This window comes from Arthrobacter sp. D5-1 (assembly GCF_017357425.1).
Taxonomy (GTDB): Bacteria; Actinomycetota; Actinomycetes; order Actinomycetales; family Micrococcaceae; genus Arthrobacter.
This window is the reverse complement of sequence record NZ_CP014571.1, coordinates 3,418,427-3,444,013: the sequence shown is the minus strand read 5'-3', so window position 1 is coordinate 3,444,013 and position 25,587 is coordinate 3,418,427. Positions and strand designations below refer to the sequence as shown.

General features: G+C 61.7%; 15 protein-coding genes and 1 pseudogene. 13 read left to right on the top strand and 3 right to left on the bottom strand.

Annotation, left to right across the window (positions count from 1 at the left end; translation table 11 throughout):
* Positions 1-93: 93 nt before the first annotated feature.
* From rplA to rplL, 5 genes and pseudogenes are all read left to right on the top strand, one after another.
* A complete protein-coding gene (gene rplA, locus AYX22_RS15845) occupies positions 94-801 on the top strand; it encodes a 50S ribosomal protein L1 (protein WP_090817733.1) in 708 nt (235 codons plus the stop codon).
* A 105-nt stretch (positions 802-906) separates the two neighbouring features.
* Positions 907-2,013: a GNAT family N-acetyltransferase gene (locus AYX22_RS15840; protein WP_207594245.1), complete on the top strand. Its 1,107-nt coding sequence runs from the start codon at positions 907-909 to the stop codon at positions 2,011-2,013.
* A pseudogene (locus AYX22_RS15835) lies at positions 1,992-3,075 on the top strand (GNAT family N-acetyltransferase). Before AYX22_RS15840 ends, AYX22_RS15835 begins: the two are co-directional and overlap by 22 nt.
* A gap of 302 nt (positions 3,076-3,377) precedes the next feature.
* Complete coding sequence (rplJ, locus tag AYX22_RS15830; protein WP_089595808.1) at positions 3,378-3,980, top strand: 50S ribosomal protein L10; 603 nt, start codon at positions 3,378-3,380, stop codon at positions 3,978-3,980.
* Between the two features lie 76 nt (positions 3,981-4,056).
* The gene (rplL, locus tag AYX22_RS15825) at positions 4,057-4,434 is read left to right on the top strand and encodes a 50S ribosomal protein L7/L12 (protein ID WP_011775604.1); all 378 of its coding nucleotides are present in this window, start codon (positions 4,057-4,059) and stop codon (positions 4,432-4,434) included.
* A 128-nt stretch (positions 4,435-4,562) separates the two neighbouring features.
* Here the strand turns inward: rplL and AYX22_RS15820 are convergent, their stop codons facing one another.
* Both AYX22_RS15820 and AYX22_RS15815 read right to left on the bottom strand, forming a co-directional pair.
* Positions 4,563-5,045, bottom strand: a complete 483-nt coding sequence (locus AYX22_RS15820; RefSeq protein WP_242703355.1) for a YbaK/EbsC family protein — start codon at positions 5,043-5,045, stop codon at positions 4,563-4,565.
* A gap of 30 nt (positions 5,046-5,075) precedes the next feature.
* Positions 5,076-6,275 carry an acetyl-CoA C-acetyltransferase gene (locus AYX22_RS15815; RefSeq protein WP_207594243.1) on the bottom strand — a complete coding sequence of 400 codons (1,200 nt, stop codon included), beginning with the start codon at positions 6,273-6,275 and terminating at the stop codon, positions 5,076-5,078.
* A 472-nt stretch (positions 6,276-6,747) separates the two neighbouring features.
* On the opposite strand from AYX22_RS15815, the gene rpoB reads away from it, so the two are divergent.
* The 8 genes from rpoB (at position 6,748) to AYX22_RS24330 (ending at position 23,970) form a co-directional block, all read left to right on the top strand.
* Positions 6,748-10,254: a DNA-directed RNA polymerase subunit beta gene (gene rpoB / locus AYX22_RS15810; protein ID WP_043471397.1), complete on the top strand. Its 3,507-nt coding sequence runs from the start codon at positions 6,748-6,750 to the stop codon at positions 10,252-10,254.
* A gap of 103 nt (positions 10,255-10,357) precedes the next feature.
* On the top strand, positions 10,358-14,257 hold the full coding sequence (locus AYX22_RS15805) for a DNA-directed RNA polymerase subunit beta' (protein ID WP_207594242.1): 3,900 nt from the start codon (positions 10,358-10,360) through the stop codon (positions 14,255-14,257).
* 438 nt (positions 14,258-14,695) lie between these two features.
* Positions 14,696-15,070 (top strand): 30S ribosomal protein S12, encoded by a 375-nt coding sequence (gene rpsL, locus AYX22_RS15800; RefSeq protein WP_009358312.1) that lies wholly within the window; start codon positions 14,696-14,698, stop codon positions 15,068-15,070.
* A gap of 1 nt (position 15,071) precedes the next feature.
* Positions 15,072-15,542, top strand: a complete 471-nt coding sequence (gene rpsG / locus AYX22_RS15795; RefSeq protein ID WP_003803829.1) for a 30S ribosomal protein S7 — start codon at positions 15,072-15,074, stop codon at positions 15,540-15,542.
* Positions 15,543-15,611: 69 nt separating this feature from the next.
* On the top strand, positions 15,612-17,726 hold the full coding sequence (gene fusA / locus AYX22_RS15790) for an elongation factor G (protein WP_026539805.1): 2,115 nt from the start codon (positions 15,612-15,614) through the stop codon (positions 17,724-17,726).
* Positions 17,727-17,957: 231 nt separating this feature from the next.
* On the top strand, positions 17,958-19,148 hold the full coding sequence (gene tuf, locus AYX22_RS15785; protein WP_011775598.1) for an elongation factor Tu: 1,191 nt from the start codon (positions 17,958-17,960) through the stop codon (positions 19,146-19,148).
* A 156-nt stretch (positions 19,149-19,304) separates the two neighbouring features.
* The gene (locus tag AYX22_RS15780) at positions 19,305-23,816 is read left to right on the top strand and encodes a hypothetical protein (protein WP_207594241.1); all 4,512 of its coding nucleotides are present in this window, start codon (positions 19,305-19,307) and stop codon (positions 23,814-23,816) included.
* A gap of 28 nt (positions 23,817-23,844) precedes the next feature.
* Positions 23,845-23,970, top strand: a complete 126-nt coding sequence (locus AYX22_RS24330; RefSeq protein WP_268825391.1) for a hypothetical protein — start codon at positions 23,845-23,847, stop codon at positions 23,968-23,970.
* A 36-nt stretch (positions 23,971-24,006) separates the two neighbouring features.
* On the opposite strand, the gene AYX22_RS15775 is transcribed toward AYX22_RS24330, so the two are convergent.
* Entirely contained in the window at positions 24,007-25,440 is a 1,434-nt protein-coding gene (locus tag AYX22_RS15775) for a GH1 family beta-glucosidase (protein ID WP_207594240.1), read from the bottom strand.
* Positions 25,441-25,587: the final 147 nt, after the last annotated feature.

Below are 25,587 nucleotides of genomic sequence, written 5' to 3'. Positions count from 1 at the left end.
ATTTGAAATGTCGCAGGATCCTTGCCGGATCCACGACTGTGGCAGGGCCCAGCGCGGTCCGCAGACCACAACTGCACAAGGAGAAACAGCAGCATGGCAAAGCGCAGCAAAGCATATGAGGCAGCCGTAGCCAAGATCGAGGCAGACAAGGTCTACGCCCCGATCGAAGCCATCACCCTCGCGAAGGACACCAACCCTTCCAAGTTCGACGCAACCGTTGAGGTAGCTTTCCGTTTGGGCGTTGACCCGCGTAAGGCCGACCAGATGGTTCGTGGCACCGTCAACCTGCCGCACGGCACCGGTAAGACCGCCCGCGTCCTCGTTTTCGCAACCGGCGACAAGGCTGAAGCAGCAATCGCTGCCGGCGCCGACTTCGTTGGTTCCGATGACCTGATCGAAAAGATCGCAGCTGGCTGGACCGATTTCGACGCCGCAGTGGCAACCCCTGACCTCATGGGCAAGGTTGGCCGCCTCGGTAAGGTCCTCGGCCCGCGTAACCTCATGCCGAACCCGAAGACCGGTACGGTTACCCCGGATGTCACCAAGGCTGTCAACGACATCAAGGGTGGCAAGATCGACTTCCGCGTCGACAAGCACTCGAACCTGCACTTCATCATCGGCAAGGTTTCCTTCGACGCCAACAAGCTGGCCGAGAACTACGCAGCTGCACTGGAAGAGGTGCTTCGCTTGAAGCCGTCCGCTTCCAAGGGCCGCTACATCCAGAAGGCTACCGTTGCCACCACGTTCGGTCCGGGCATCACCGTTGACCCGAACGTCACCAAGGTTCTCACCGACGCGTAAGCTTCGCGAGCACTGGCTCTGATAAAGGACCGTCCGGCTATGCCGGGCGGTCCTTTTTGCCTTGTTCCCTGTTCACCGGCAGTGGTGCGCCGTAGGCTGTGGTGCGTGTCGTCGTCGAACCCTTCCATCCCTGGCGGGCTGTCCGTAGAACGGATCCCCGTGCCTGCGCAGCCTGGTGACGATGAGTCGGAATTCAATGCGTTCCATGGGCTGGACATTGCCCACCAGCTGGAGCTCTGGGGCAACCGGGACCGTTGTCCCACGTTGGCTGAAGCAGCTGTCTTTTGGCGGGGGAGTGAGTACGAGGAGCGGCAGGCGTTCCTGGCCTATCTCGATGGTGCCGTGGTGGGACGGGGAACGCTGACACTGCCACTGAGGGAAAACACGACGACGGCGGGCGTGGACGTCCTCGTCGCCGCACCTTTCCGGCGGCGCGGGTTTGGATCCGCCATCCTTGGCGTTGTGGAGGAACTGGCGCGTGGAAGAGGCCGCATCTCCCTTGACGGGTACTGCGAGGAGCCACTCGGGCCGGCCACGGAACGGGCCCGGTTGCTGGAGGCCAAGTCCGGCACCGGCGGTGTGCCGCTGGATTCCGCATCCACCCTTTTCGCCCTCCATCATGGGTACTCGCTGGAACAGGTTGAAACAAACAGCACGCTGCCCTTCCCCGTCGGGGAGGACATCCTGCGGGAGCTCGAGTCTGAAGCTGTGCAGCGGGCTGCCGGGTACAGCGTCATCGCCTGGCAGGACCGGTGCCCGGACCATCTGGTGGACGTCTTCGCACGACTCAAGAGCCTCATGAGCACGGAAGTGCCCATCGCCGGGTTGGGCTGGGAGGGTGAAGACTGGGATGCCGCCCGGGTACGCCAGGAAGAATCCGCCTGGAGGGCGGGCGGTGTTGACCCGGTGGTGGCGGTCGCCCGGCACGACGCCACTGGTGAGCTGGCTGCCTACACAGTCCTGACACATCGCGCAGCCCTGCCTGCAGTGATCTACCAGGAGGACACGTTGGTGGCCCCTGGACACCGTGGCCACCGCTTGGGGATGTTGGTCAAGATCGCCAATCTTCGTCGCGCAAGGGACCTCTGGCCAGACGCCACGTCGGTGATGACATGGAACGCCAATGAAAACCGGCATATGCTGGCCATAAATAACGCCCTGGGATTCAAGCCCTCCGGCTTTGAAGGCGAATGGCAGAAACGGCTGGGATGACTGTAGACGAGGCAAAGACCGTTCACGTCGAGCAGCTGTGGGTGCCTGACACCCTGGACAGCCCCGACGCCGCTGATTTCCTGGACGCTGTGGAAGTAGGCCGACGGGTACGCATGGAGACCTGGGGGAGCGACGACCTCGCCTACACACCCCTGGAGAAGCTGCTGGAGTTCTCCGATCCCTATGAGCGCCAGATCATCCTGGTGGCCAAGGTCGATGGCGCCATTGTGGGCACCGTGGATATTGCCTTGCCCCTGGCCGACAACATGGACCTGGCCGAATTCACCTTGGATATCCTGCCTGAGTATCAAAGCCAGGGCGTCGGACGGCAATTGCTTGAAGCCGCCGAACAACTGGCGCGGGCAGAGGGCAGGACCATGATCCTGGTGGACACCAACCATCCTGCAACATCACTGACTGAGGTCCCCGAGGACCAGCTGATCCCTGGAAGCGGTGCGGGCTTTATTCCCGTGAGCAGCAGGGAAGTGGATTTTGCCAAACGTGCCGGCTACACCCTGCAGCACATTGAGCAGTTCAGCTCCTGCGTCCTGCCCCTCGACTCCAAACTGGTGGGCGACCTGCAGGTGGAGGCCGAGGAAGCCAATGGCGGCCGCTATGTCCTGCACCACTGGACGGACCGCTGCCCGGAACCGTGGCTTGAAGCCGTGGCGGAGTTGGAAAATGCTGCCGGCGAGGTGGTCCGCGATGAGGGGGAAGAAGATGCCCCCGAGGTCGAGGCAAGCGGCATGGTGTTCGATCCCGTTGTCCTGCGTGAAACAGAAGACGCAGCCCTGGCGCAGGGACGACGCACGGTGGTCACCGCCGTCGAGCATAGTGAGAGCGGACGTTTGGTGGGCCTGACCACCATCAGCGTCCTGGCGCACCGCCAGGACGTGGTTTTCCAAGACGACACCTTGGTTCTCCAGGAACACCGGGAACGCGCCCGAGAACCGCTACCTCCTCACAGTGAACAAGCAGTTGGGATTTACGACGGCGGGCGTCACCGGACTCTGGCAGAAGGAACTTCCCGGACGGGGCAAGGACACGACGTCGTCGGACTAGTACCGCCGTCGATTTGGTTTGGGGAACACTCTCCCGTAACCTTGAAATACCAAAGACCGTCGGTTGATGGGAATCCACTCTTTCGAGCGAAGCTCAATTCTGCAGCTACGCCCTTGAGGCTAAAGTGAATTCCTTGACGAAGGACCCTGAACATAGGGCGGCCGGCGCAGGTGAACGAAGCAAGTCTCCACGGATTCAGTCTGTGTTGAGCCAAGCCCCGTGCATCTGCGCGGGGCGTTTTTAGTTTTAGCTCTCGTGAGCGGGGACCCGGAAGACCGGCTTTATTCCCCGGAAGGAGGGTTATGACAACGCCTAGCAAGATCTCCGCAGTTGCAGAGATCACCAACGATTTCAAGGAATCGAACGCGGCTGTCCTGACCGAATACCGCGGGCTCACTGTTGCACAGCTCAAGGAACTGCGTGTTGCGCTCGGCCAGGACACCAAGTTCTCGGTCGTCAAGAACACCCTGAGTGCCATTGCAGCCAAGGAAGCTGGAGTTGAAGCATTCAACGATCAGCTCGCCGGCCCTACTGCAATCGCCTTCATCAAGGGTGACGCTGTTGCTGCTGCCAAGAGCCTGACGGACTTTGCCAAGGCCAACAAGCAGCTGGTTATCAAGACCGGCGTCTTCGAAGGCAAGGCATTGGACGCAGCAGGAGTTGCCGCACTGGCAGCCCTCGAGTCCCGCGAACTGCAGCTTGCACGCGTTGCTGGTGTCCTCAAGGCTCCCGCATCCGCTGCTGCTCGTATCATCGACGCCCTGCGCCTCAAGCTTGAAGAAGAGGGCGGCGCATCTGCACCGGCCGCTGAAGAAGCTCCGGCTGAAGAGGCTGCTGTTGAGGCTGCTGCTGAAGAGGTTGCGGCTCCGGCCGAAGCCGCTGAAGCTGCAACCGAAGAGAACTAAGTTCTCCCCCCAATCAAACTCCGGTGCATGTCGCGGCCTGGTCCGCATCTGCACCAACTAATGGAAGGACGCCACCATGGCGAAGCTCAGCAACGAAGAGCTCATTGAAGCTTTCAAGGAACTGACCATCATCGAGCTCTCCGAGTTCGTCAAGCTCTTCGAAGAGACCTTCGAAGTTACGGCTGCTGCTGTTGCAGTTGCCGGCCCCGCTGCCGGCGGTGCTGCTGAAGCTGCTGAAGAGAAGACTGAATTCGACGTCGTTCTCGAAGCTGCTGGCGACAAGAAGATCGCAGTGATCAAGGAAGTTCGCGCCATCACCTCCCTCGGCCTCAAGGAAGCCAAGGACCTGGTTGACAGCGCACCGAAGGCTGTTCTCGAAGGCGCCACCAAGGAAGCTGCCGAGAAGGCAAAGGCTCAGCTCGAAGAAGCTGGCGCAACGGTTACCCTCAAGTAACTCGTCTTGCTTGTGGAAGCCCCGCCCGTTCCGACAAAGGAACCGGGCGGGGCTTCCTGCGTTTAACCGCACCCAAGCAGGTGGCAGTTGAGCGCGTTTTGACGGCTCAAAACGCGCTCAATTGCGAGCTAGTTGGGTTCGCTGATGTCCGCTACTACTGCGCCCAGTGCGGCGGTGAGGGCGTCCGCGTCCACGAAAGCGCTCCGGCCGTGCGCACCTGCGCCCATGGAGATGCGACGCCCGCTGATGGTGGCGTCGGCGTACACGGGCCAGGCCGTGGTGCTGCCCAAGGGCGTGATGGTTCCCCGCTCGTATCCTGTGGCGGCCAGGGCGACGTCGGCGTGGGGGAGCGAGAGCTTGTTGACACCCACCAGTGCCCGCAGTTTCGGCCACGAGATCTGGCGGTCCCCGGGAATCAGTGCGAACAGGAAGCTGCCATCCCGGTGCTTGACCACCAACGACTTCACAATATCCGCAGGGCTGATGCCCAGGATTCCGGCAGCTTCTTCGAGGCTGCGCGCTGCGGGACGCTCGACGACGTCAACGTCCAGTCCGCGCGCGGCGGCATCGGACAGGAACCTCTCAGCGCCGTCCGTCACAGGTTCATTCACAACGTTTCCCATCAGTCCTCGTTCGAAGTATTAGTCGCGGTACAGGAGAAGGGCTTCACCCTGGCCGCCACCGCCGCACAGCGACACTGCGGCTTTGCCCGTACCCCGGCGTTTGAGTTCGTGGGCTGCATGCAGCGCGAGGCGTGCGCCGGACGCCCCGATGGGGTGGCCCAGGGCAATGGCGCCGCCATGGATATTGCACTTCTCCAGCGGATAACGCAGGTCCTTGAGGGATTGGACCGCCACGGAGCCGAACGCTTCATTGATTTCAATGAAGTCCAGGTCCTCTGCCGTCCAGCCGGCCCGTTTCAGGGCTTGGGCAATGGCGTTGGAAGGCTGGGAATGCAGTGAGTTGTCCGGGCCGGCAACCTGGCCGGGCTTCCCCACAACGGCCAGGTATTCCAGGCCGTTGTCTTCGGCGAAACGGCGGCTGGTCAGTACCAGCGCGGAGGCGCCGTCGGACAGCGGAGAGGAGTTTCCTGCCGTAATGGTGCCGTCGGTAGCAAACGCGGCCTTGAGCGGCGCCAGGGTTTCCACTGTCGTGTTGGGGCGGACGCCTTCATCCGTGCTGAGGACCAGAGGATCGCCCTTGCGCTGCTTGACTTTCACCGGAGCAATTTCGACGTCGAACGTTCCGTCCGCGATGGCGGCAGCGGCACGCTGGTGGGAGGCAGCAGCAACCTCGTCCTGTGCCTTGCGGTCAATGCCAAGGGTGAGGTTCTTGGTTTCTGTGGACAAACCCATGGACTGTCCGTCGAAGGCGTCCGTGAGTCCGTCGTGGGCCGCTGCGTCCAAGGCCTGGATTGCACCGTAGGTCCAGCCCTGCCGGGAGCCGGGAAGGAGGTGCGGTGCCCGGGTCATGGATTCCTGGCCGCCGGCCACCACTACGGTGGCGTCACCGCTGCGGATCATCCGCGCGGCATCAATGACGGCAGTGAGCCCGGAGAGGCATACCTTGTTGATGGTCAGGGCTGGAATATTCCAGCCAACGCCCGCTGCAATAGCGCTCTGACGGGCCGGGTTCTGGCCCGCTCCGGCCTGGAGCACCTGCCCCATGATCACGGCGTCCACTTGTTCGGCTTTCACGCCGCTGGCGGCCAGGGCAGCGGTGATGGCATGTGCACCAAGGTCGACGGCGGTGAAGCCCGCCAGCTGGCCGTTGAGTCGACCCTGTGGGGTACGGGAAGCGGCAAGGATGACAACGTCATTGTCGTCAGCGGAGTTGGTCATGGTCTCTCTTCCGATCCGGGAGTGGTGGTGCAAGGCTATCGCGGGGCGTGCGCCAGCCTACCCTTTCAACGGTTGTGCCTTCCGCTGCATTCCATCTCTTTTGCAGGAGCTCTTTGGCGGGGGATGCCTGCTGAAGCTTCGGGTTGCGCGGCTGGTGGATGCCTGTGGCGCCCGCCGCTTAGGTGCCTGCAGCAACGGTGCTTGCAATCACGGACGATCTGGGGTAGACAGGAAGGCTGCTTTGCCGTATTGTAGATATTTGCGTCTTCCCTGTTAACCTTCAGCCTTCATATAGCGGTGGGCTTTACCTCTCAGCTGCGCCATTGACGTGCCGTTCCTTAACGTGCACAGCCAATGAGTGGACTGGGTCCGGGTCATATAGCGGAACCGGAATAAGTATCCTGCGGAGCACTCTGCGGGATGCAAACGGGGGAGATCTGAAAACGCCTGAAGGTCTGTGGAAGGATCCCTCTTGGTCGCCTCGAGCACCTCTAATAACGAAACCGCTAACACGGCAAGCACCGATGGTGCCACCCGCCGCCTCTCATTCGCAAAGATTCATGAACCGCTTGATGTTCCGAATCTTCTCGCCCTGCAGACGGACAGCTTTGACTGGCTCGTCGGAAACGAACGCTGGCAGGCGCGGGTAGCGAAGGCTGTCGAGGAGGGCGACCTCAGCGTCGCCACCACCTCCGGACTTGCCGACATCTTCGAAGAGATCTCCCCCATCGAGGACTTCCAGGGCACCATGTCCCTGAGCTTCTCCGAGCCGGAGTTCGCTGACCCGAAGTACACCATGGCCGAATGCAAAGACCGTGACGCCACTTACTCGGCACCGTTGTACGTCAAGGCCGAGTTCATGAACAACAACACGGGCGAAATCAAGCAGCAGACCGTGTTCATGGGCGACTTCCCCCTCATGACTGAAAAGGGAACGTTCGTCGTCAACGGCACCGAGCGTGTTGTTGTCTCCCAGTTGGTCCGTTCGCCGGGCGCCTACTTCGAGCGCACCGCCGACAAGACCAGTGACAAGGACATCTTCACTGCGAAGATCATCCCGTCCCGTGGTGCATGGTTCGAACTCGAAATCGACAAGCGCGACCAGGTCGGCGTTCGCCTCGACCGCAAGCGCAAGCAGTCGGTCACGGTTCTCCTGAAGGCCCTCGGCTGGACCGAAGGCCAGATCCTGGAAGAGTTCGGCCAGTACGACTCCATGCGTGCAACGCTAGAGAAGGACGCCACCGAGACCCGCGAAGACGCGCTTCTGGACATCTACCGCAAGCTGCGTCCGGGCGAGCCGCCCACAGTCGAGGCTGCCCAGTCCCTGCTGGACAACCTGTACTTCAACGCCAAGCGCTACGATCTTGCGAAGGTTGGCCGTTACAAGATCAACCGCAAGCTCGGCATCGACCGCTCCCTTGGTGACAAGGAAGCCTCGGTCCTGCACGTTGAAGACATCGTTGCCATGATCAAGTTCCTCGTCGCGCTCCACGCCGGCGAGAAGACCCTCATGGGCAAGCGCGACGGCGAAGACCACGAGCTTCGCGTCGACGTCGACGACATCGACCACTTCGGCAACCGTCGCATCCGCGCCGTGGGCGAATTGATCGAGAACCAGGTCCGCACTGGTCTGTCCCGTATGGAACGCGTCGTCCGCGAACGCATGACCACACAGGACGTCGAGGCCATCACGCCGCAGACGCTGATCAACATCCGTCCCGTTGTTGCAGCCATCAAGGAGTTCTTCGGAACTTCCCAGCTGTCGCAGTTCATGGACCAGAACAACCCGCTGTCGGGTCTGACCCACAAGCGCCGCCTGTCGGCACTTGGCCCGGGTGGTCTGTCCCGTGACCGTGCAGGCATGGAAGTCCGAGACGTTCACCCGTCCCACTACGGACGTATGTGCCCCATCGAAACCCCTGAAGGCCCGAACATTGGTCTGATCGGTTCGCTGGCATCCTACGGCCGCATCAACCCGTTCGGCTTCATTGAGACGCCGTACCGCCTGGTCTCCGAAGGCGTCGTATCCGACGAGGTCCAGTACCTGACTGCCGATGACGAAGCCGAGGTCCTGATTGCACAGGCCAACGCTCCGCTGGATGCTGACAAGAAGTTCTCTGAAGAGACCGTCCTTGTTCGTGCCCGTGGTGGTGGAGGCGAGCCTGTTCTGGTTCCCGCCGCTGACGTTCAGTTCATGGACGTTTCCCCGCGCCAGATGGTGTCCGTGGCAACTGCCCTGATTCCGTTCCTCGAGCATGACGATGCAAACCGTGCACTCATGGGTGCCAACATGCAGCGCCAGGCCGTGCCGCTGGTCCGTTCCGAGGCTCCTTTCGTGGGCACCGGCATGGAGCGCGCAGCAGCCGTCGACGCCGGTGATGTTGTCATCGCGAAGAAGGCAGGTGTGGTCACCGAAGTCTCCGCCGAACTGGTTGTCATGATCAACGACGACGGTACTGAGACCAACTACCGCATCAACAAGTTCGCCCGTTCCAACCAGGGCAACTGCTACAACCACCGTGTCCTGGTCAACGAAGGCCAGCGCCTGGAAGTTGGCGGCATCATCGCTGACGGTCCCGCAACGGACCAGGGTGAATTGGCCCTCGGTAAGAACCTGCTCGTGGCATTCATGTCATGGGAAGGCCACAACTTCGAGGACGCCATCATCCTGTCGCAGCGCATTGTTGCTGAGGATGTCCTTTCCTCCATCCACATCGAGGAGCACGAAATTGATGCCCGCGACACCAAGCTTGGTGCCGAGGAAATCACGCGTGACATCCCCAACGTGTCCGAGGAAGTCCTTGCAGGCCTGGACGAGCGTGGCATCATCCACATTGGTGCCGAGGTTGAAGCCGGCGACATCCTGGTTGGAAAGGTCACCCCTAAGGGTGAAACCGAACTGACCCCGGAAGAGCGCCTTCTCCGCGCCATCTTCGGTGAGAAGTCCCGCGAAGTCCGCGACACCTCCCTGAAGGTGCCCCACGGCGAGTCCGGTACGGTCATCGGCGTGCGCGTCTTCGACCGCGACAACGACGACGAACTGCCCCCGGGCGTGAACCAGCTGGTCCGCGTCTACGTAGCAGCCAAGCGTAAGATCACCGACGGCGACAAGCTCGCCGGCCGTCACGGCAACAAGGGTGTTATCTCCAAGATCCTCCCGATCGAGGACATGCCCTTCCTTGCAGACGGTACCCCGGTGGACATCGTCCTGAACCCGCTTGGTGTTCCGGGTCGAATGAACGTTGGACAGGTCCTGGAAACCCACCTCGGTTGGGTCGCCAAGACCGGTTGGAAGATCGAAGGCGAGCCGGAGTGGGTCAAGAACCTGCCCAACCTGCCCCGTGAAACCGGCCAGACCACCGTTGCCACCCCGGTGTTCGATGGCGCCCGTGAAGAAGAAATCACTGGTCTGCTTGACTCCACCAACGTGACCCGCGACGGCGACCGCCTGATCGATTCCTCCGGCAAGACCCGTCTGTTCGACGGCCGCTCCGGCGAGCCGTTCCCGGACCCGATCTCCGTCGGTTACATGTACATCCTGAAGCTCCACCACCTGGTGGACGACAAGATCCACGCGCGTTCCACCGGCCCGTACTCCATGATCACGCAGCAGCCGCTGGGTGGTAAGGCTCAGTTCGGTGGCCAGCGCTTCGGTGAAATGGAAGTCTGGGCGCTCGAAGCTTACGGTGCTGCCTACACGCTTCAGGAACTCCTCACGATCAAGTCGGATGACATCCATGGTCGTGTGAAGGTCTACGAAGCCATCGTCAAGGGCGAGAACATCCCTGAGCCTGGCGTTCCCGAGTCCTTCAAGGTCTTGATCAAGGAAATGCAGTCGTTGTGCCTGAACGTGGAAGTTCTTTCCACGGACGGAACCACGATCGAAATGCGTGACTCTGATGACGCAGTCTTCACGGCTGCGGAAGAACTGGGCATCGATCTGTCTCGTGCAGAGCCCAGTTCCGTAGAAGAGGTCTAGCAGCTGTTCCGGCGGGCAGCCTCAACAACTGTCCGTCGGAACAGCTCCCTCTTCCCGTAACCAAGACTTCAGAATTTAGAGAACAAGAGAGAACAGGGACCCTATGTCCAGCGAATCCTCCTTCGGCCTCATGCAGATCGGCCTCGCCACCGCGGAAGACATCCGCGGATGGTCTTACGGTGAGGTCAAGAAGCCGGAAACCATCAACTACCGCACGCTCAAGCCCGAGAAGGACGGCCTCTTCTGCGAGAAGATCTTCGGCCCGTCCCGCGACTGGGAATGCTACTGCGGCAAGTACAAGCGCGTCCGCTTCAAGGGCATCATTTGCGAGCGTTGTGGCGTTGAAGTCACCCGCGCCAAGGTGCGTCGTGAGCGCATGGGCCACATCGAGCTGGCCGCGCCTGTAACGCACATCTGGTACTTCAAGGGCGTTCCCTCGCGCTTGGGCTACCTTCTGGATCTGGCACCGAAGGACCTCGAGAAGGTCATTTACTTCGCTGCCTACATGATCACCAGCGTTGACACCGAAAGCCGTCACGCCGAACTGCCGAACCTCCAGGTTGAGCACGACCTCGAGAAGAAGCAGATGGTGGACAACCGCGACAGCGACATCGCCACGATCGCCCGCGACCTTGAAGACGAGCTTGCCCGTCTTGAAGGTGAAGGCGCCAAGGCTGCCGATAAAAAGAAGGCCCGCGACTCCGCAGACCGCCAGATGGCGAACGTCCGGAAGCGTGCCGACGCCGACATCGAGCGCCTCGAGCAGGTCTGGGACCGCTTCAAGAACCTCAAGGTCGCTGACCTTGAAGGTGACGAGGGCCTGTACCGCGAACTGCGCGACCGTTACGGTCTGTACTTCGAAGGCTCCATGGGTGCCGAAGCCATCAAGAAGCGTCTTGAGACCTTCGACATGCAGGCTGAGGCTGAGTCGCTGCGCGACACCATCCAGAACGGCAAGGGCCAGCGCAAGACGCGTGCCCTGAAGCGCCTGAAGGTTGTCAACGCATTCCTGACCACCAACAACAGCCCGCTCGGCATGGTTCTTGACGCCGTCCCGGTGATCCCGCCGGAACTGCGCCCGATGGTCCAGTTGGACGGTGGCCGCTTCGCGACCTCCGACCTCAACGACCTCTACCGTCGTGTGATCAACCGCAACAACCGACTCAAGCGACTGCTTGACCTCGGTGCTCCGGAGATCATCGTCAACAACGAGAAGCGCATGCTTCAGGAAGCCGTTGACAGCCTCTTCGACAACGGTCGTCGTGGCCGTCCCGTCACGGGTCCGGGCAACCGTCCGCTGAAGTCCCTGAGCGACATGCTCAAGGGCAAGCAGGGTCGTTTCCGCCAGAACCTCCTCGGCAAGCGCGTTGACTACTCCGGCCGTTCGGTTATCGTTGTTGGCCCGCAGCTGAAGCTGCACCAGTGTGGTCTGCCCAAGCAGATGGCCCTGGAGCTCTTCAAGCCGTTCGTGATGAAGCGCCTGGTTGACCTCAACCACGCCCAGAACATCAAGTCGGCAAAGCGCATGGTTGAGCGTTACCGTCCGCAGGTCTGGGACGTGCTGGAAGAGATCATCACCGAACACCCGGTGCTGCTCAACCGTGCACCTACCCTGCACCGCCTCGGCATCCAGGCCTTCGAACCGCAGCTTGTGGAAGGCAAGGCAATCCAGCTTCACCCGCTGGTTTGTGGCGCCTTCAACGCTGACTTCGACGGCGACCAGATGGCAGTCCACCTGCCGCTGAGCCCGGAAGCCCAGGCCGAAGCCCGCATCCTGATGCTGTCCTCGAACAACATCCTGAAGCCGTCCGATGGCCGTCCGGTGACCCTGCCTTCGCAGGATATGATCATCGGTCTGTACCACCTGACCACCAAGCGCGTCGGTTCTGCCGGCGAAGGCCGCATCTTCTCCTCGGTTTCGGAAGCCATCATGGCGTACGACGCCCGTGATCTGCACCTGAATTCCCAGGTCAAGATCCGCCTGGATGACTTTGTGCCTTACGCAGGGTGGGAAGCTCCGGAAGGTTGGGAGCCCGGTCAGCCGGCTCTCGTTGAAACCTCCCTGGGCCAGGTCATCTTCAACCAGACGCTGCCTGAGGATTACCCCTGGGTAGAGGCTGTTGCCGACAAGGGCGAACTGTCCCGGATCGTCAACGACCTCGCAGAGCGCTACCCGAAGGTTGTCACGGCGGCAACGCTGGACAACCTGAAGGACGCCGGCTTCTACTGGGCTACCCGTTCGGGTGTCACGGTTGCCATCTCCGACATCGAGGTGCCTACCTCCAAGCCTGCCATCCTGGCCGGTTACGAGGCCATGGCTGCCAAGATTCAGGGCCAGTACGACAAGGGCCTGATCGACGACGACGAGCGTCGCCAGGAACTGATCGAAATCTGGAACAAGGCAACCAACGAAATCGCCCAGGCGATGCGCGACAGCCTGTCTCCGATGAACACCATCAACCGCATGGTGTCCTCCGGTGCACGTGGTAACTGGATGCAGGTCCGCCAGATCGCGGGTATCCGTGGTCTTGTGGCCAACCCGAAGGGTGAGATCATTCCTCGCCCGATCAAGTCCTCCTACCGCGAGGGCCTGTCGGTTCTGGAATACTTCATCGCCACGCACGGTGCCCGTAAGGGTCTGGCCGATACCGCTCTCCGTACCGCCAACTCGGGTTACCTGACCCGTCGTCTGGTGGACGTTTCGCAGGACGTCATCGTCCGCGAAGAGGACTGTGGTACCGAACGCGGTCTGGTTACCCCGATCGCCGTGCCGGATTCCAACGGTGAGCTCGTCCTGGACGAGAACGTCGAGAACAGCGCCTACGCACGTACGCTGGCTGTCGACGTCGTCGATGCCCAGGGCAACGTCCTGGCTGCCGGCGGCACCGACTGCGGCGACGTCGTTATCGACCAGCTGCTGGCTGCAGGCATCACCGAGGTCAAGGTCCGCTCCGTACTCACCTGTGAGTCCAAGGTCGGCACCTGTGCTCTTTGCTACGGTCGTTCATTGGCCACTGGCAAGACCGTTGACATCGGCGAGGCCGTGGGCATTATTGCCGCACAGTCCATCGGTGAGCCCGGTACCCAGCTGACCATGCGTACGTTCCACACCGGTGGTGCTGTTTCCGCCGGCGGTGGCGACGACATCACCCAGGGTCTGCCCCGTATCCAGGAGCTCTTCGAAGCCCGTACTCCGAAGGGTGTCGCACCGATTGCTGAAGCAGCCGGCCGCATCACCATTGAAGAGTCCGAGCGCCAGATGCGCTTGGTCATCACTCCGGACGATGGTTCCGAAGAGATTGCCTACCCGGTACTGCGCCGTTCACGTCTCCTCATCGAAGATGGCGAGCACGTCAGCGTCGGCCAGAAGCTGATCAACGGTCCGGTGGACCCGAAGCAGGTTCTGCGCATCATGGGTCCGCGTGCTGCACAGAAGTTCCTCGTGGACGAAGTACAGGGCGTTTACCGCAGCCAGGGTATCGGTATCCACGACAAGCACGTCGAGGTTATCGTCCGCCAGATGCTGCGTCGCGTGACCGTCATCGAATCCGGCGACTCCGACCTGCTCCCCGGTGAGCTTGCAGAGCGCGCCCGCTTCGAGGACGAGAACCGCCGCGTCGTGTCCGAGGGCAAGTCCCCGGCTTCGGGTCGTCCGGAACTCATGGGTATCACCAAGGCTTCCTTGGCTACCGAGTCCTGGCTGTCGGCAGCTTCCTTCCAGGAAACCACCCGCGTCCTGACGCAGGCGGCCATGGAAGGCAAGAGCGATCCTCTGCTCGGCCTCAAGGAAAACGTCATCATCGGTAAGCTCATCCCGGCTGGTACGGGCCTGCCCCGCTACACAGAGGTCACTGTGGAGCCGACGGAAGAAGCAAAGGCAAGCCTGTTCACGGGCCCCAGCGCTTTTACCGACTTCTCCTATGACGCACTGGGCGGCGACGGAGCTCCCGAGTTCCACGCCATCCCGCTGGATGACTACGACCTCGGTAACGACTTCCGCTGATCCGTTGTTCGCCAGCCGTCAACGTTGAGTTGACGCGGTAAAAGTCCGGCCCCGTACTCCATGAGTGCGGGGCCGGACCTGTTAACGGCGGCAGCTTTTCGCGCGGTCAGCCGGGGGAGTGGAGGACGACGGCGGCAGACGGGTTGCGCCGTCGTCCTCCATACACCCGATTAAGGCCCTAGATCAAGCCGTGCTAGACTTTTGGTAATTGTTCTGTGTGGCAGTGGATGAAGGCCGCCGCAGCATCATTTTGGTTTTGTTCTCATGGTGCTGGGTGGAGCCTGTTTCCGGGTTGCGGGCAACATGCGCAACGAATGCCGCACTTTTGCACGCCTACCGGAGTTTCGGCCGGCTGCACGAGCAACGCCAAAGTTCCCACGTTTACCCAGGCTGGCGCCTGTGTGTGGGGGCAGAGATCAAACAACGGAGAACACGAAAGTGCCTACGATTAACCAGCTGGTCCGCAAGGGCCGCACGCCGAAGGTCTCCAAGACCAAGGCTCCCGCGCTGAAGGGCAGCCCGATGCGCCGCGGTGTTTGCACCCGCGTTTACACCACCACCCCCAAGAAGCCGAACTCGGCTCTCCGTAAGGTGGCACGTGTGCGTCTCAACGGTGGCGTAGAAGTAACCGCCTACATCCCCGGTGTTGGCCACAACCTCCAGGAGCACTCCATCGTGCTCGTCCGTGGTGGTCGTGTGAAGGACCTTCCGGGTGTCCGCTACAAGATCGTCCGCGGCGCACTCGATACCCAGGGTGTCAAGAACCGCAAGCAGGCTCGCAGCCGTTACGGCGCAAAGATGGAGAAGAAGTAATATGCCTCGCAAGGGTCCGGCCCCGAAGCGGCCGCTAGTTTCCGATCCCGTTTACGGCTCCCCGTTGGTCACTCAGCTGATCAACAAGGTTCTGGTCGACGGCAAGAAGTCCACCGCAGAGCGCATCGTTTACGGTGCACTTGAAGGTGCACGTGCCAAGTCCGGCGGCGACCCCGTTGCCGCTCTCAAGAAGGCCATGGACAACGTCAAGCCTTCGCTCGAGGTACGTTCACGCCGTGTTGGTGGCGCTACCTACCAGGTTCCGGTTGAGGTCAAGCCGGGTCGCTCCACTGCCCTCGCTCTGCGTTGGCTCGTGGGCTACTCCAAGGCCCGCCGCGAGAAGACCATGACCGAGCGCCTCCAGAACGAAATCCTGGATGCCTCCAATGGTCTTGGTGCCGCTGTGAAGCGTCGCGAAGACACCCACAAGATGGCCGAGTCCAACAAGGCCTTCGCACACTACCGCTGGTAAAAACTTTCCGGACGCCGCCGGCTCACTGAGCCGGCGGCGAACGTGTAGTCCATCCGAAAGGGAGACCCCGTGGCACAGGACGTGCTTACCGACCTTAATAAGGTCCGCAATATCGGCATCATGGCCCACATCGATGCCGGCAAGACCACCACTACCGAGCGCATCCTGTTCTACACGGGTGTGAACCACAAAATCGGCGAGACGCACGACGGCGCTTCGACGACTGACTGGATGGAACAGGAAAAGGAACGCGGCATCACCATCACGTCTGCCGCCGTGACTTGCTTCTGGGACAAGAACCAGATCAACATCATCGACACCCCGGGCCACGTGGACTTCACGGTTGAGGTTGAGCGCTCCTTGCGCGTCCTCGACGGTGCAGTTGCAGTGTTCGACGGCAAGGAAGGCGTGGAGCCGCAGTCCGAGACTGTTTGGCGCCAGGCTGACAAGTACAACGTTCCGCGTATCTGCTTCGTCAACAAGATGGACAAGCTGGGCGCTGACTTCTACTTCACCGTAGACACCATCATCTCCCGCCTTGGTGCCAAGCCGCTGGTTATGCAGCTGCCCATCGGTGCTGAGAACGACTTCATCGGTGTTGTTGACCTCCTCGAAATGCGCGCCCTGGTTTGGCCTGGCGACGCAAAGGGTGACGTCACCATGGGCGCTTCCTACGAAGTGCAGGAAATCCCGGCGGACCTCCAGGCCAAGGCTGAAGAGTACCGTGCACAGCTCGTAGAGACTGTTGCCGAGGCTTCCGAAGAACTCATGGAGAAGTACCTCGAAGGTGAAGAACTCACCCTTGAGGAACTGAAGGCCGGCATCCGCAAGATGACCATCAACTCCGAGCTTTACCCGGTGTTCTGTGGTTCTGCCTTCAAGAACCGCGGTGTCCAGCCGATGCTTGACGCTGTTGTTGACTTCCTGCCGAACCCGCTCGACGTCCCGCCGATGATCGGTCACGATCCCCGCGACGAAGAGAAGGAACTCACCCGCAAGCCCTCTGCTGACGAGCCGTTCTCGGCCCTCGCCTTCAAGATTGCTGCGCACCCGTTCTTCGGTCAGCTGACCTTCGTCCGCGTGTACTCCGGTCACGTTGAGGCAGGCGCCCAGGTGGTCAACTCCACCAAGGGCAAGAAGGAACGTATCGGCAAGCTGTTCCAGATGCACGCCAACAAGGAAATGCCCGTTGAGGGCGCTACCGCCGGCCACATCTACGCAGCCATCGGTCTGAAGGACACCACCACGGGTGACACCCTGTGCGATGCCAACAACCAGATCGTCCTCGAGTCCATGAGCTTCCCGGAGCCCGTGATCTCGGTTGCCATCGAGCCCAACACCAAGGGTGACCAGGAGAAGCTCTCCACGGCCATCCAGAAGCTCTCCGCTGAGGACCCGACCTTCCAGGTTTCCCTCAACGAAGACACGGGCCAGACCATCATCGCCGGCATGGGCGAGCTCCACCTGGACATCCTGGTGGACCGCATGCGCCGCGAATTCAAGGTCGAGGCAAACGTTGGCAAGCCGCAGGTTGCTTACCGCGAAACCATCAAGCGCGCAGTCGAGCGTCATGACTACACGCACAAGAAGCAGACCGGTGGTTCGGGTCAGTTCGCAAAGATCCAGATCGCGATCGAGCCCATGGACACAGCTTCCGGCGAGCTGTACGCATTCGAGAACAAGGTCACTGGTGGCCGCGTTCCGCGTGAATACATCCCGTCCGTTGACGCTGGTATCCAGGATGCACTGAACGACGGCGTCCTGGCTGGTTACCCGGTTGTCGGCATCAAGGCCACGCTGATTGATGGCGCGTCCCACGATGTTGACTCCTCGGAAATGGCGTTCAAGATCGCCGGACGTATGGCTTTCAAGGAAGCTGCACGCAAGGCGAACCCTGTTCTGCTTGAACCGTTGATGGATGTTGAGGTCCGCACACCTGAGGAATACATGGGTGATGTTATCGGTGACCTGAACGCCCGCCGCGGCCAGATGCAGTCCATGGAAGACGCAGCAGGTGTGAAGGTTATCCGTGCACACGTTCCGCTGTCCGGCATGTTCGGCTACATCGGTGACCTCCGGTCCAAGACCCAGGGTCGCGCTGTGTACTCCATGACGTTCAACAGCTACGCGGAGGTCCCGAAGGCAGTTGCCGACGAGATCATCCAGAAAACCCGCGGCGAGTAATCTCCCGGTAACGGATGCAATTCCGGTATCGGGAAGGCATCTAAGCGCATGAGGCGGGGCTGCGGCGAGAGCCGCGGCCCGGTCCCTGCGCAAACAGGCTCGAGGAACTATTATTGGTTCCTGAATCTGCAATTTCACCAAAACCAAGCCCCCAAGTAGACTTGCTAAAGTTTCTGCCGCGAAAAGCGCGGCCGAGGAGCACTTCACTTGAAATCGTTCTAGGAGGAACCTGTGGCAAAGGCAAAGTTCGAGCGGACTAAGCCGCACGTCAACATCGGCACCATTGGTCACGTTGACCACGGTAAGACGACATTGACTGCCGCCATTTCCAAGGTGCTGTACGACCAGTACCCGGATCTCAACGAGCAGCGCGACTTCGCGTCGATTGACTCTGCTCCGGAAGAGCGCCAGCGCGGTATTACCATCAACATCTCCCACGTGGAGTACCAGACCGAGAAGCGCCACTACGCACACGTAGACGCCCCGGGTCACGCTGACTACATCAAGAACATGATCACCGGTGCTGCCCAGATGGACGGCGCAATCCTCGTGGTTGCTGCAACCGATGGTCCGATGGCTCAGACCCGTGAGCACGTTCTGCTCGCCCGCCAGGTTGGCGTTCCCTACCTGCTGGTCGCACTGAACAAGTCCGACATGGTTGATGACGAAGAACTCCTCGACCTCGTCGAAATGGAAGTTCGTGAGCTCCTGAGCTCGCAGGGCTTCGATGGCGATGAGGCTCCGGTTGTTCGCGTTTCCGGCCTCAAGGCTCTGGAAGGCGACCCGGTTTGGGTCAAGTCCGTCCAGGACCTGATGGCAGCAGTCGACGAGTCCGTTCCGGACCCCGTACGTGACCGCGACAAGCCGTTCCTGATGCCGATCGAAGACGTCTTCACGATCACCGGTCGTGGCACCGTTGTTACGGGTCGCGCCGAGCGTGGAACCCTCGCCATCAACTCCGAGGTTGAGATCGTTGGCATCCGCCCGATCCAGAAGACCACGGTTACCGGTATCGAGATGTTCCACAAGCAGCTCGACGAAGCATGGGCCGGCGAGAACTGTGGCCTCCTGCTCCGCGGTCTGAAGCGCGACGATGTCGAGCGTGGCCAGGTTGTCGTCAAGCCGGGTTCAATCACCCCGCACACCGACTTCGAAGCCAACGTCTACATCCTGTCCAAGGACGAAGGCGGACGTCACAACCCGTTCTACTCCAACTACCGCCCGCAGTTCTACTTCCGTACCACGGACGTAACCGGCGTCATCACCCTGCCGGAAGGCACGGAAATGGTTATGCCTGGCGACAACACTGAGATGACCGTTGCGCTCATCCAGCCGATCGCTATGGAAGAGGGCCTCGGCTTCGCTATCCGCGAAGGCGGCCGCACCGTTGGTTCGGGACGTGTCACCAGCATCATCAAGTAGTCACTACTTGTAGATCGGTGACCTTCCGGCTCAACCGGTAGTCATTCAAGAAGAACCCCACCGTTTCGGCGGTGGGGTTCTTTTTGGTACAGTTACTCTATCGATTGGAATAAACGTCGGCGAAATGCCAGATTCCCGTGACATCAAGGAGTAGCCATGGAAGTCCTGTTAGTACTGATACTCCTTGCTGTGACAGCGGCGGTGAGCAGTGCCATCGGTCGAGGCCGGGGCCGGAAAGATGCCGCGGGGACCGCTGCCGCCACAGGCATCGCTGAGCACCGCGCCTACCAGGCAGGCTTTCTGGCAGGCCACATGGCCGGCTGGCGCGACGCCGAGGCCAAGATCCACGCTGCAGAGGTGTCGACGCCCCCTCAACCAGCCGCTTCGGCTCCGATAACCTACGGGGCCGGGGCCGCCGTGATGCCTGCATCAGCACCACTGCATCCACCGACGCACGTGGCGGCGCCCTTCCCAGCGCAGGCCCCCGCGCACTCAGTGCATCCACCGACGCACGTGGCAGCGCCCTTCCCAGCGCAGGCCCCCGCGCACTCAGTGCATCCACCGACGCACGTGGCGGTGCCCTTCCCAGCGCAGGCCCCCAAGCCGCCGTCGGGCGTTCACCCTCCCGCAGTCCCGCAGCGTCCCGTCATGGCCACACAGCCGCAGTGGGCAGCGGGCCAGCAGGTACCGATACATCGGGAAACTCCCGAGGCGGCCGCGGCCCGTAAGGCCAAACGCGACCAACAGAACATCAACGTCACGCTCTACGTAGCCAGTCTTCTCTTGGTCGCCGCGGGTGCCCTCTTTGTGGGGACAAGCCTTCCTGCACTCTTCCGCTTTGCAGGTATCTGCTTCATCACCACCCTGTTCTACGTTGCCGGTTTGGTCATCCATGCCAAAATGCCGCGGTTGCGTCCAGCCGCAGTTGCCTTCGTCGGCACGGGTTTGGCGCTCATTCCCGTGACGGGCCTTGCCATGTACAACTTTGTGCTGCCCAACGGTCCGGCCGCGTGGCTGGTCACCTCACTGCTGGGAACAGCTGTTTATACGTATACCGCGGTTCGTCTGGACAACAAGGTCCTGGCCTTCCTTTCCCTGAGCTTCGTTGTCTCTACCGCGTGGTCCGGAGTTTCAGTGCTGGGCGGCGCTTTGGTCTGGTACTTCACTGCGCTGATCGGAGTCGCCATCGTCCTGACCCTGGGTGCGCTGACTCGTCCGCGGTGGTTGCCACCGCTTTATGTCCGTCCGCTGATGGTGCTCCATCCCTATGTAGTGCCCTTGGTGGCGCTTGCGGTCACGGTCACACCTCACCTCCTGGCCAAGGGTGAGTACCCGCTGGTCATGCTGATGTGCGGCATGTACTTCGCCGTAATGGCCTTCATTCCACAGGCCCGGTACAGACTGCAGCACGCCTACGGAGCGCGCGCAACGCTGACGTTGGCGTTGCTGGGAGTGGTGTGGGATACCACCTCGGATGTCAGCGCAGTGATGCTAGCGGCAGTTATTTGCTGTGGAGTCCAGTCCCTGGGAGTTGCGCTCGGGGGTAAGGGGCTGAATCTGCGGCACTGGTGGTACGACGCCTTGTCCTGCCTGGGCCTTCAATTGGCGACGGCAGCCATCCTGACAGTGGTCTTGGCCCTCGGGGCTTACGACTTGCCCGGCTATGTTCCACTCAGCGTGACCATGGTGACCGCCATGGTGGTGGGCTGGAAGTTGGGCCACGGCACCGAGTTCGCGCCCGGCGTCGTCCTCGCGGTGTCCCTGCCGTTCATGGGTCTGTTGGGCGCATGGCCGGTGTCGGCGCTCCTGGCGTCTGCCGCACTGTACTGGTCAGTGCGGGCGGCTGCTCATCCGGCATCCTTCCGTCAACCATTGGTGCTTGCAGCACGACTTGCCGTGACGGTGGCAGCGCCTACCGCGGCTGCCGGTGTTTTTGCCGAAAGCCCGGACAGGATTGCCCTTTCCTTGGTAGCACTTGTGGCTGCGGCTGGAGTGCAGCAACTGGTCAGCGCCTGGCTTGAACGTGCTGGAGTCCACCTTTTGGTTCCGCAGGCGACCCTTGCTGGATTCGGTGGGCTCGCAGTAGCGGGCTTGCTCGTCCTGCCGTTCGTGGACCGAGCTGCGGGTCATCCCCTCGTAGGGACCGCGGTGCTGTTGGTGTTGTTCGCAGGTGCAGCCTCAGGTGCTTTGATGTTCCCGCCCACCCGGCAAAGCAAGGCCGGCGTCGGGTCCTGGCGTCCTACCCTGGGCGAGGTCCTGGCCCCGGCTACGGCCATCGTTGCAGGCGTGGTGGCATCGGCCACGGTGTCGCTGGCGCTGGGCAACGTGGTCCTCCTGGTAGCGGTTGCCTACTTCGCCGCGACCGCCATCCGAATGCCTGTTTCCTCCCACCGCCAGTCCTATTGGTGGCTTGCTCGGGCTGCAGGTACCGTCCTGGCCGGTTCTTCCTACTTTGACGCGATGCGGCATGGCTTCAGCTTCAGCGTGGCTGGCGAGCTACCCAAGGTGGCCTTGGTCGTAGTTGCAGCGGGGGCCCTGCAGCTGGTCCTTCCCTTGCAGCAAAGCAGCCGCAGGCGCTTCCCCCGTGCATCCGTGGTCGACGCCGGAGCGGTGGTGACCGTGATGGCGGGAGCCGCCACCGTCCTGACGGTTTCCATGGCCTCAGGGGAGCAATTCCTGCGCGGAGGCTGGCAGCCTGGGGTTGCAGCAATCGCGACGGCACTTGCGGCAATTCTCTGCGGCGTAGTCCTGCGCAGGCATTCGGCAGCATGGCTTTTCGCGCCGGCGGCATTGGTGTTGCTTCTGGCTCTACGGCTCGGAAGTGTGCGGGATGTTGAGATCCTGCTGGGACTCTTCGCGGCCTACAGCGGCTTCATGGTGGCAGCGGCAAAGGGCCGTTTAGTACGGGGCGCCTACATGCTGGGACTCCGTGTTTTGTCTTTGGCCTTCATTGGCGTGCTGGTGGGGGATCTTTCCGGGTCGACCACCACCGTCTCCATGACCTTGGCTGTGGTCCTCGTGCTGCAGCATGCCGTGACCTGGATCCAGAGAAGCCGTGGTGTGGACATCGCCTTCCAGCAGGCCATGGTGTGGGGTACTCTGGCTGCCCAGCTCCTTCTGCCCGCGGCTTACCTGCTGGCAGTGACCTACAACGGCGGCGGCCGTTGGGTGGTCCTTATCGAGTTGGGACTCTGCGCGGCCTCCGCTGTGATCGCTTGGCGTCTTCTGGGAATCCATGGAATCCAATACTTCGGTATCCCTGCCGTGGTCGGGGGCGTGATTGCTTCCGGTCCGTCCTTGACGTTCCCGTCGGGCACCTGGTTGTACCAGCCACTGCTGGACAGGGCCCAGGTACCGGTGGTGCTCCTGGGGCTCGCAGCCGTGCTCGTCGTTGTCCGGGTTGTGCGTGCCACGGTCCGTCCCGGACAAGGTGCCGCCGGCCACGTTGCGGAGCGCTGGTTCTGGTTCATTGCTGCAGTGGCGTTCGTCGTCACCGGTGGTCTGTTGACCCTTGCCGTGTCCTACGCCCTGGCTGGGCTGGCAGTGCTGGTCCTTGCGTCCGTGCTGTTCGCTGCCTCGCACGTTGAGCACTTGCCCGCCCTCTACCTCGGCGCCGCGCCGTCCATGCTGGTTGGTGCCGTTCCCGCCGTCGAAGGTTTGCTGAGGGACATGGCGCCGGGAGTATGGAGCGACTACGCACCATGGCTGGTGGGTGGTGTTGGAACAGCAGTGCTTCTTTACGCGGTGAAGCGGCTCGGAGGAGCAGCAATCAGCGGGGAACCGCTGAGGCGAAACGCCCTGACGGGAACAGCAGCCGTGGCGCTCGCGTCGTCGGCCGCCATTGGTTTGATCAGCGATGAGACATCATGGGTCGGTTTTTTCCTGGTGGTCGCGACCGGTGCGCTGGTAGTTGTTGAGATACCGTACGGCAAGTGGCTTGCTGGAGAAATTGCGGCGCTGGCGTCTTTAGCCGCCCTCCAGCGTGCGGTGCTGTTCGTGGGCGACACTGGGCCGGACTGGTTCTGGACCGTGCAGTGGTACGTCCTGGCCGGGGCTGTTTTAGCAGGGCTGCGCTACATGAGAAAGCAGCGGAGCGAAGGTCTGCTTCGGCTGGTCCTTGCCGCGGGCGCCCTGTCTTTGACATCCTTGGGGACCATCTTTGGCGGAACAGCCCCGCAGCAGTTGTATGTGCTGGTGGGCCACGCGGTGCTTCTGGTCGCCGGGTTGCTGCTGGCCGAACGGGCCATGGTGTGGTGGGGCGCCGTGGGCGTTGCCCTCAGTGTCATGTGGGCGTTGCGCTCGTACGCGTTCGCCATGCTGGCGCTGGTTGCCCTGGCGTTGATTGTCCTGGCAGTGTGGCGCCTGAACCGGAAGCCGCAGCTGCCCGGTGGTGTTCCGCCGCAGAACTTTGCGCCCGGGGGTGTTCCGCCGCAGAACTTTGCGCCGGGTGGTGTTCCGCCGCAGAACTTTGCGCCGGGTGGTGTTCCGCCGCAGAACTTTGCGCCGGGTGGTGTTCCGCCGCAGAACTTTGCGCCGGGCGCCGCCAGTACCGACGGCTTCAACCGGGGCGATACTTCACCCGACAGTGCTCACTCCGACGGTGTCTACCCGGGCAATGCTTCGCCCGGTAATGCCCCGTGGGGACAGGACAGGGACGGAATCCGATAATCTGGCAGTCTACGAAGAGGAGCGCAGTATGGAATTCCTGATTTTCCTGGCAGTCATTGCCGCCATCGGTGGGGGCGTGCTGTGGGGCCGCAAGAACTTCCGGAGCGAGATTGAACGCGCAAAGCGCATCAGGCGTGCCAACAAGAACAAGTAACCCGTCGTTTTAGCAGGACTGGGCTAGCCAGGCGGCCTACGGTTCTTGGGAGCGGGCTCGCTCCAGTGCACGCAACCAGTAATAGGACTCCTTGGGAGTCCGTTCCTGGGTGTGGAAGTCCACATGGACCAATCCGAAACGCTGTGAGTAGCCGGCCGCCCATTCGAAATTGTCCAGCAGCGTCCAGACGTAGTAGCCGCGCAGATCCACATCCTCGGCAATACCGCCCGGACCTGTCGCTGTCAGGGCGTGGCCGAGGTGCTCAGCCAGGTAGGAAATGCGGTTGGTGTCCTGGACGGGGCCGTCAACGTGGGGCGGCTCCGGAAAACTTGCCCCGCCTTCGGTGATGTACACCGGGGGAAGAGCGTCCCCGTACCGGTCCTTCATTTGTCGCAGCAACAGCGCCAGGTACTCCGGTGCAACGGGCCAGCCGAACCCTGTGGTTTCATACTCCTGGTAGGCGGCCAGGTGGAAGGGAACTTCGCTCATCTCCGGTGACTTTCCGGTGGGGATCTCCGCAGGCCCGGGTCCTGCTGCCACCTTCACGGGGTAGTAGTAGTTGAGCCCGTAGAAGTCCAAAGGTTGGCTGATCAGTTCAAGATCGCCGTCGTGGATGGTGCCGAGTGAGCGGAACCACGGCTTCATGGGCCAGGGTGGCTTGGGGTATTGGCCTAGCAGTATCGCATCGGCATAGATGCGGTTGAGGATCAGGTCCAGCGCCTGCGTCATCAGCCGGTCGCCCAGACTGTTGCTGGCAGACTCGACGGGGCAGTGCATGTTGGACACTCCGATCTGCCCTTTGACGCCGGCGTTCCGCAGGGCCCGGACGGCCATTCCGTGTCCCAGTAATTGATGATGTGCGGCAGGCAGGGAATCGAAAAGCAGTTGCCGGCCCGGGGCGTGCACTCCCAAGGAGTACCCCTGCACGGTGACTGACACGGGTTCGTTCATGGTGACCCAGTGATCAACACGGTCACCGAAGCGGTCTGCAGCGGCGGCGCAATAGACAGCAAAGCGCTCGGCAGTGTCGCGGTTCATCCACCCGCCTGCATGCTCCAGTTCCAAAGGGGTATCCCAGTGGAACAGGGTAGCCATGGGGGAGATGCCTGCGGCCAGGAGTTTGTCGATGAGGCGATCGTAAAAGTCCAGACCGCGTTGATTGATGGAGCCCTTGCCGCCGGGTTGGATCCGCGGCCAGGACAGCGAGAAGCGGTAGGAGTCCACGCCAAGCTCCTGCATCAACGCGATGTCTTCATCGGCGCGGTTGTAATGGTCGCACGCTACAGTGGGGGAGTCGCCGTCGACTATTGCTCCTGGCTTTTCCGCGAAGGCATCCCAGCCCGACGGACCACGGCCATCAGCGGTCAGTGATCCTTCAATCTGGAAAGCCGCAGACGCCACCCCCAGGGTGAAACCCGGACGCAGGCGCGCGGCAAGATCTTCCACTGAGCCTGAATCCTGGACGGTCATGCACCCATCTTCCTCAGGTGCAGGCGCCCGGGCAATGGTCTTGCAGGGGCCCTTATACCGTCGATTGGCCTTTGCCTCATATTTCCGCCATACTGGATGAGTTGTTCAAGCGCTTCTTCGTGTCCCGATCCGGATAATGCCGGGTGT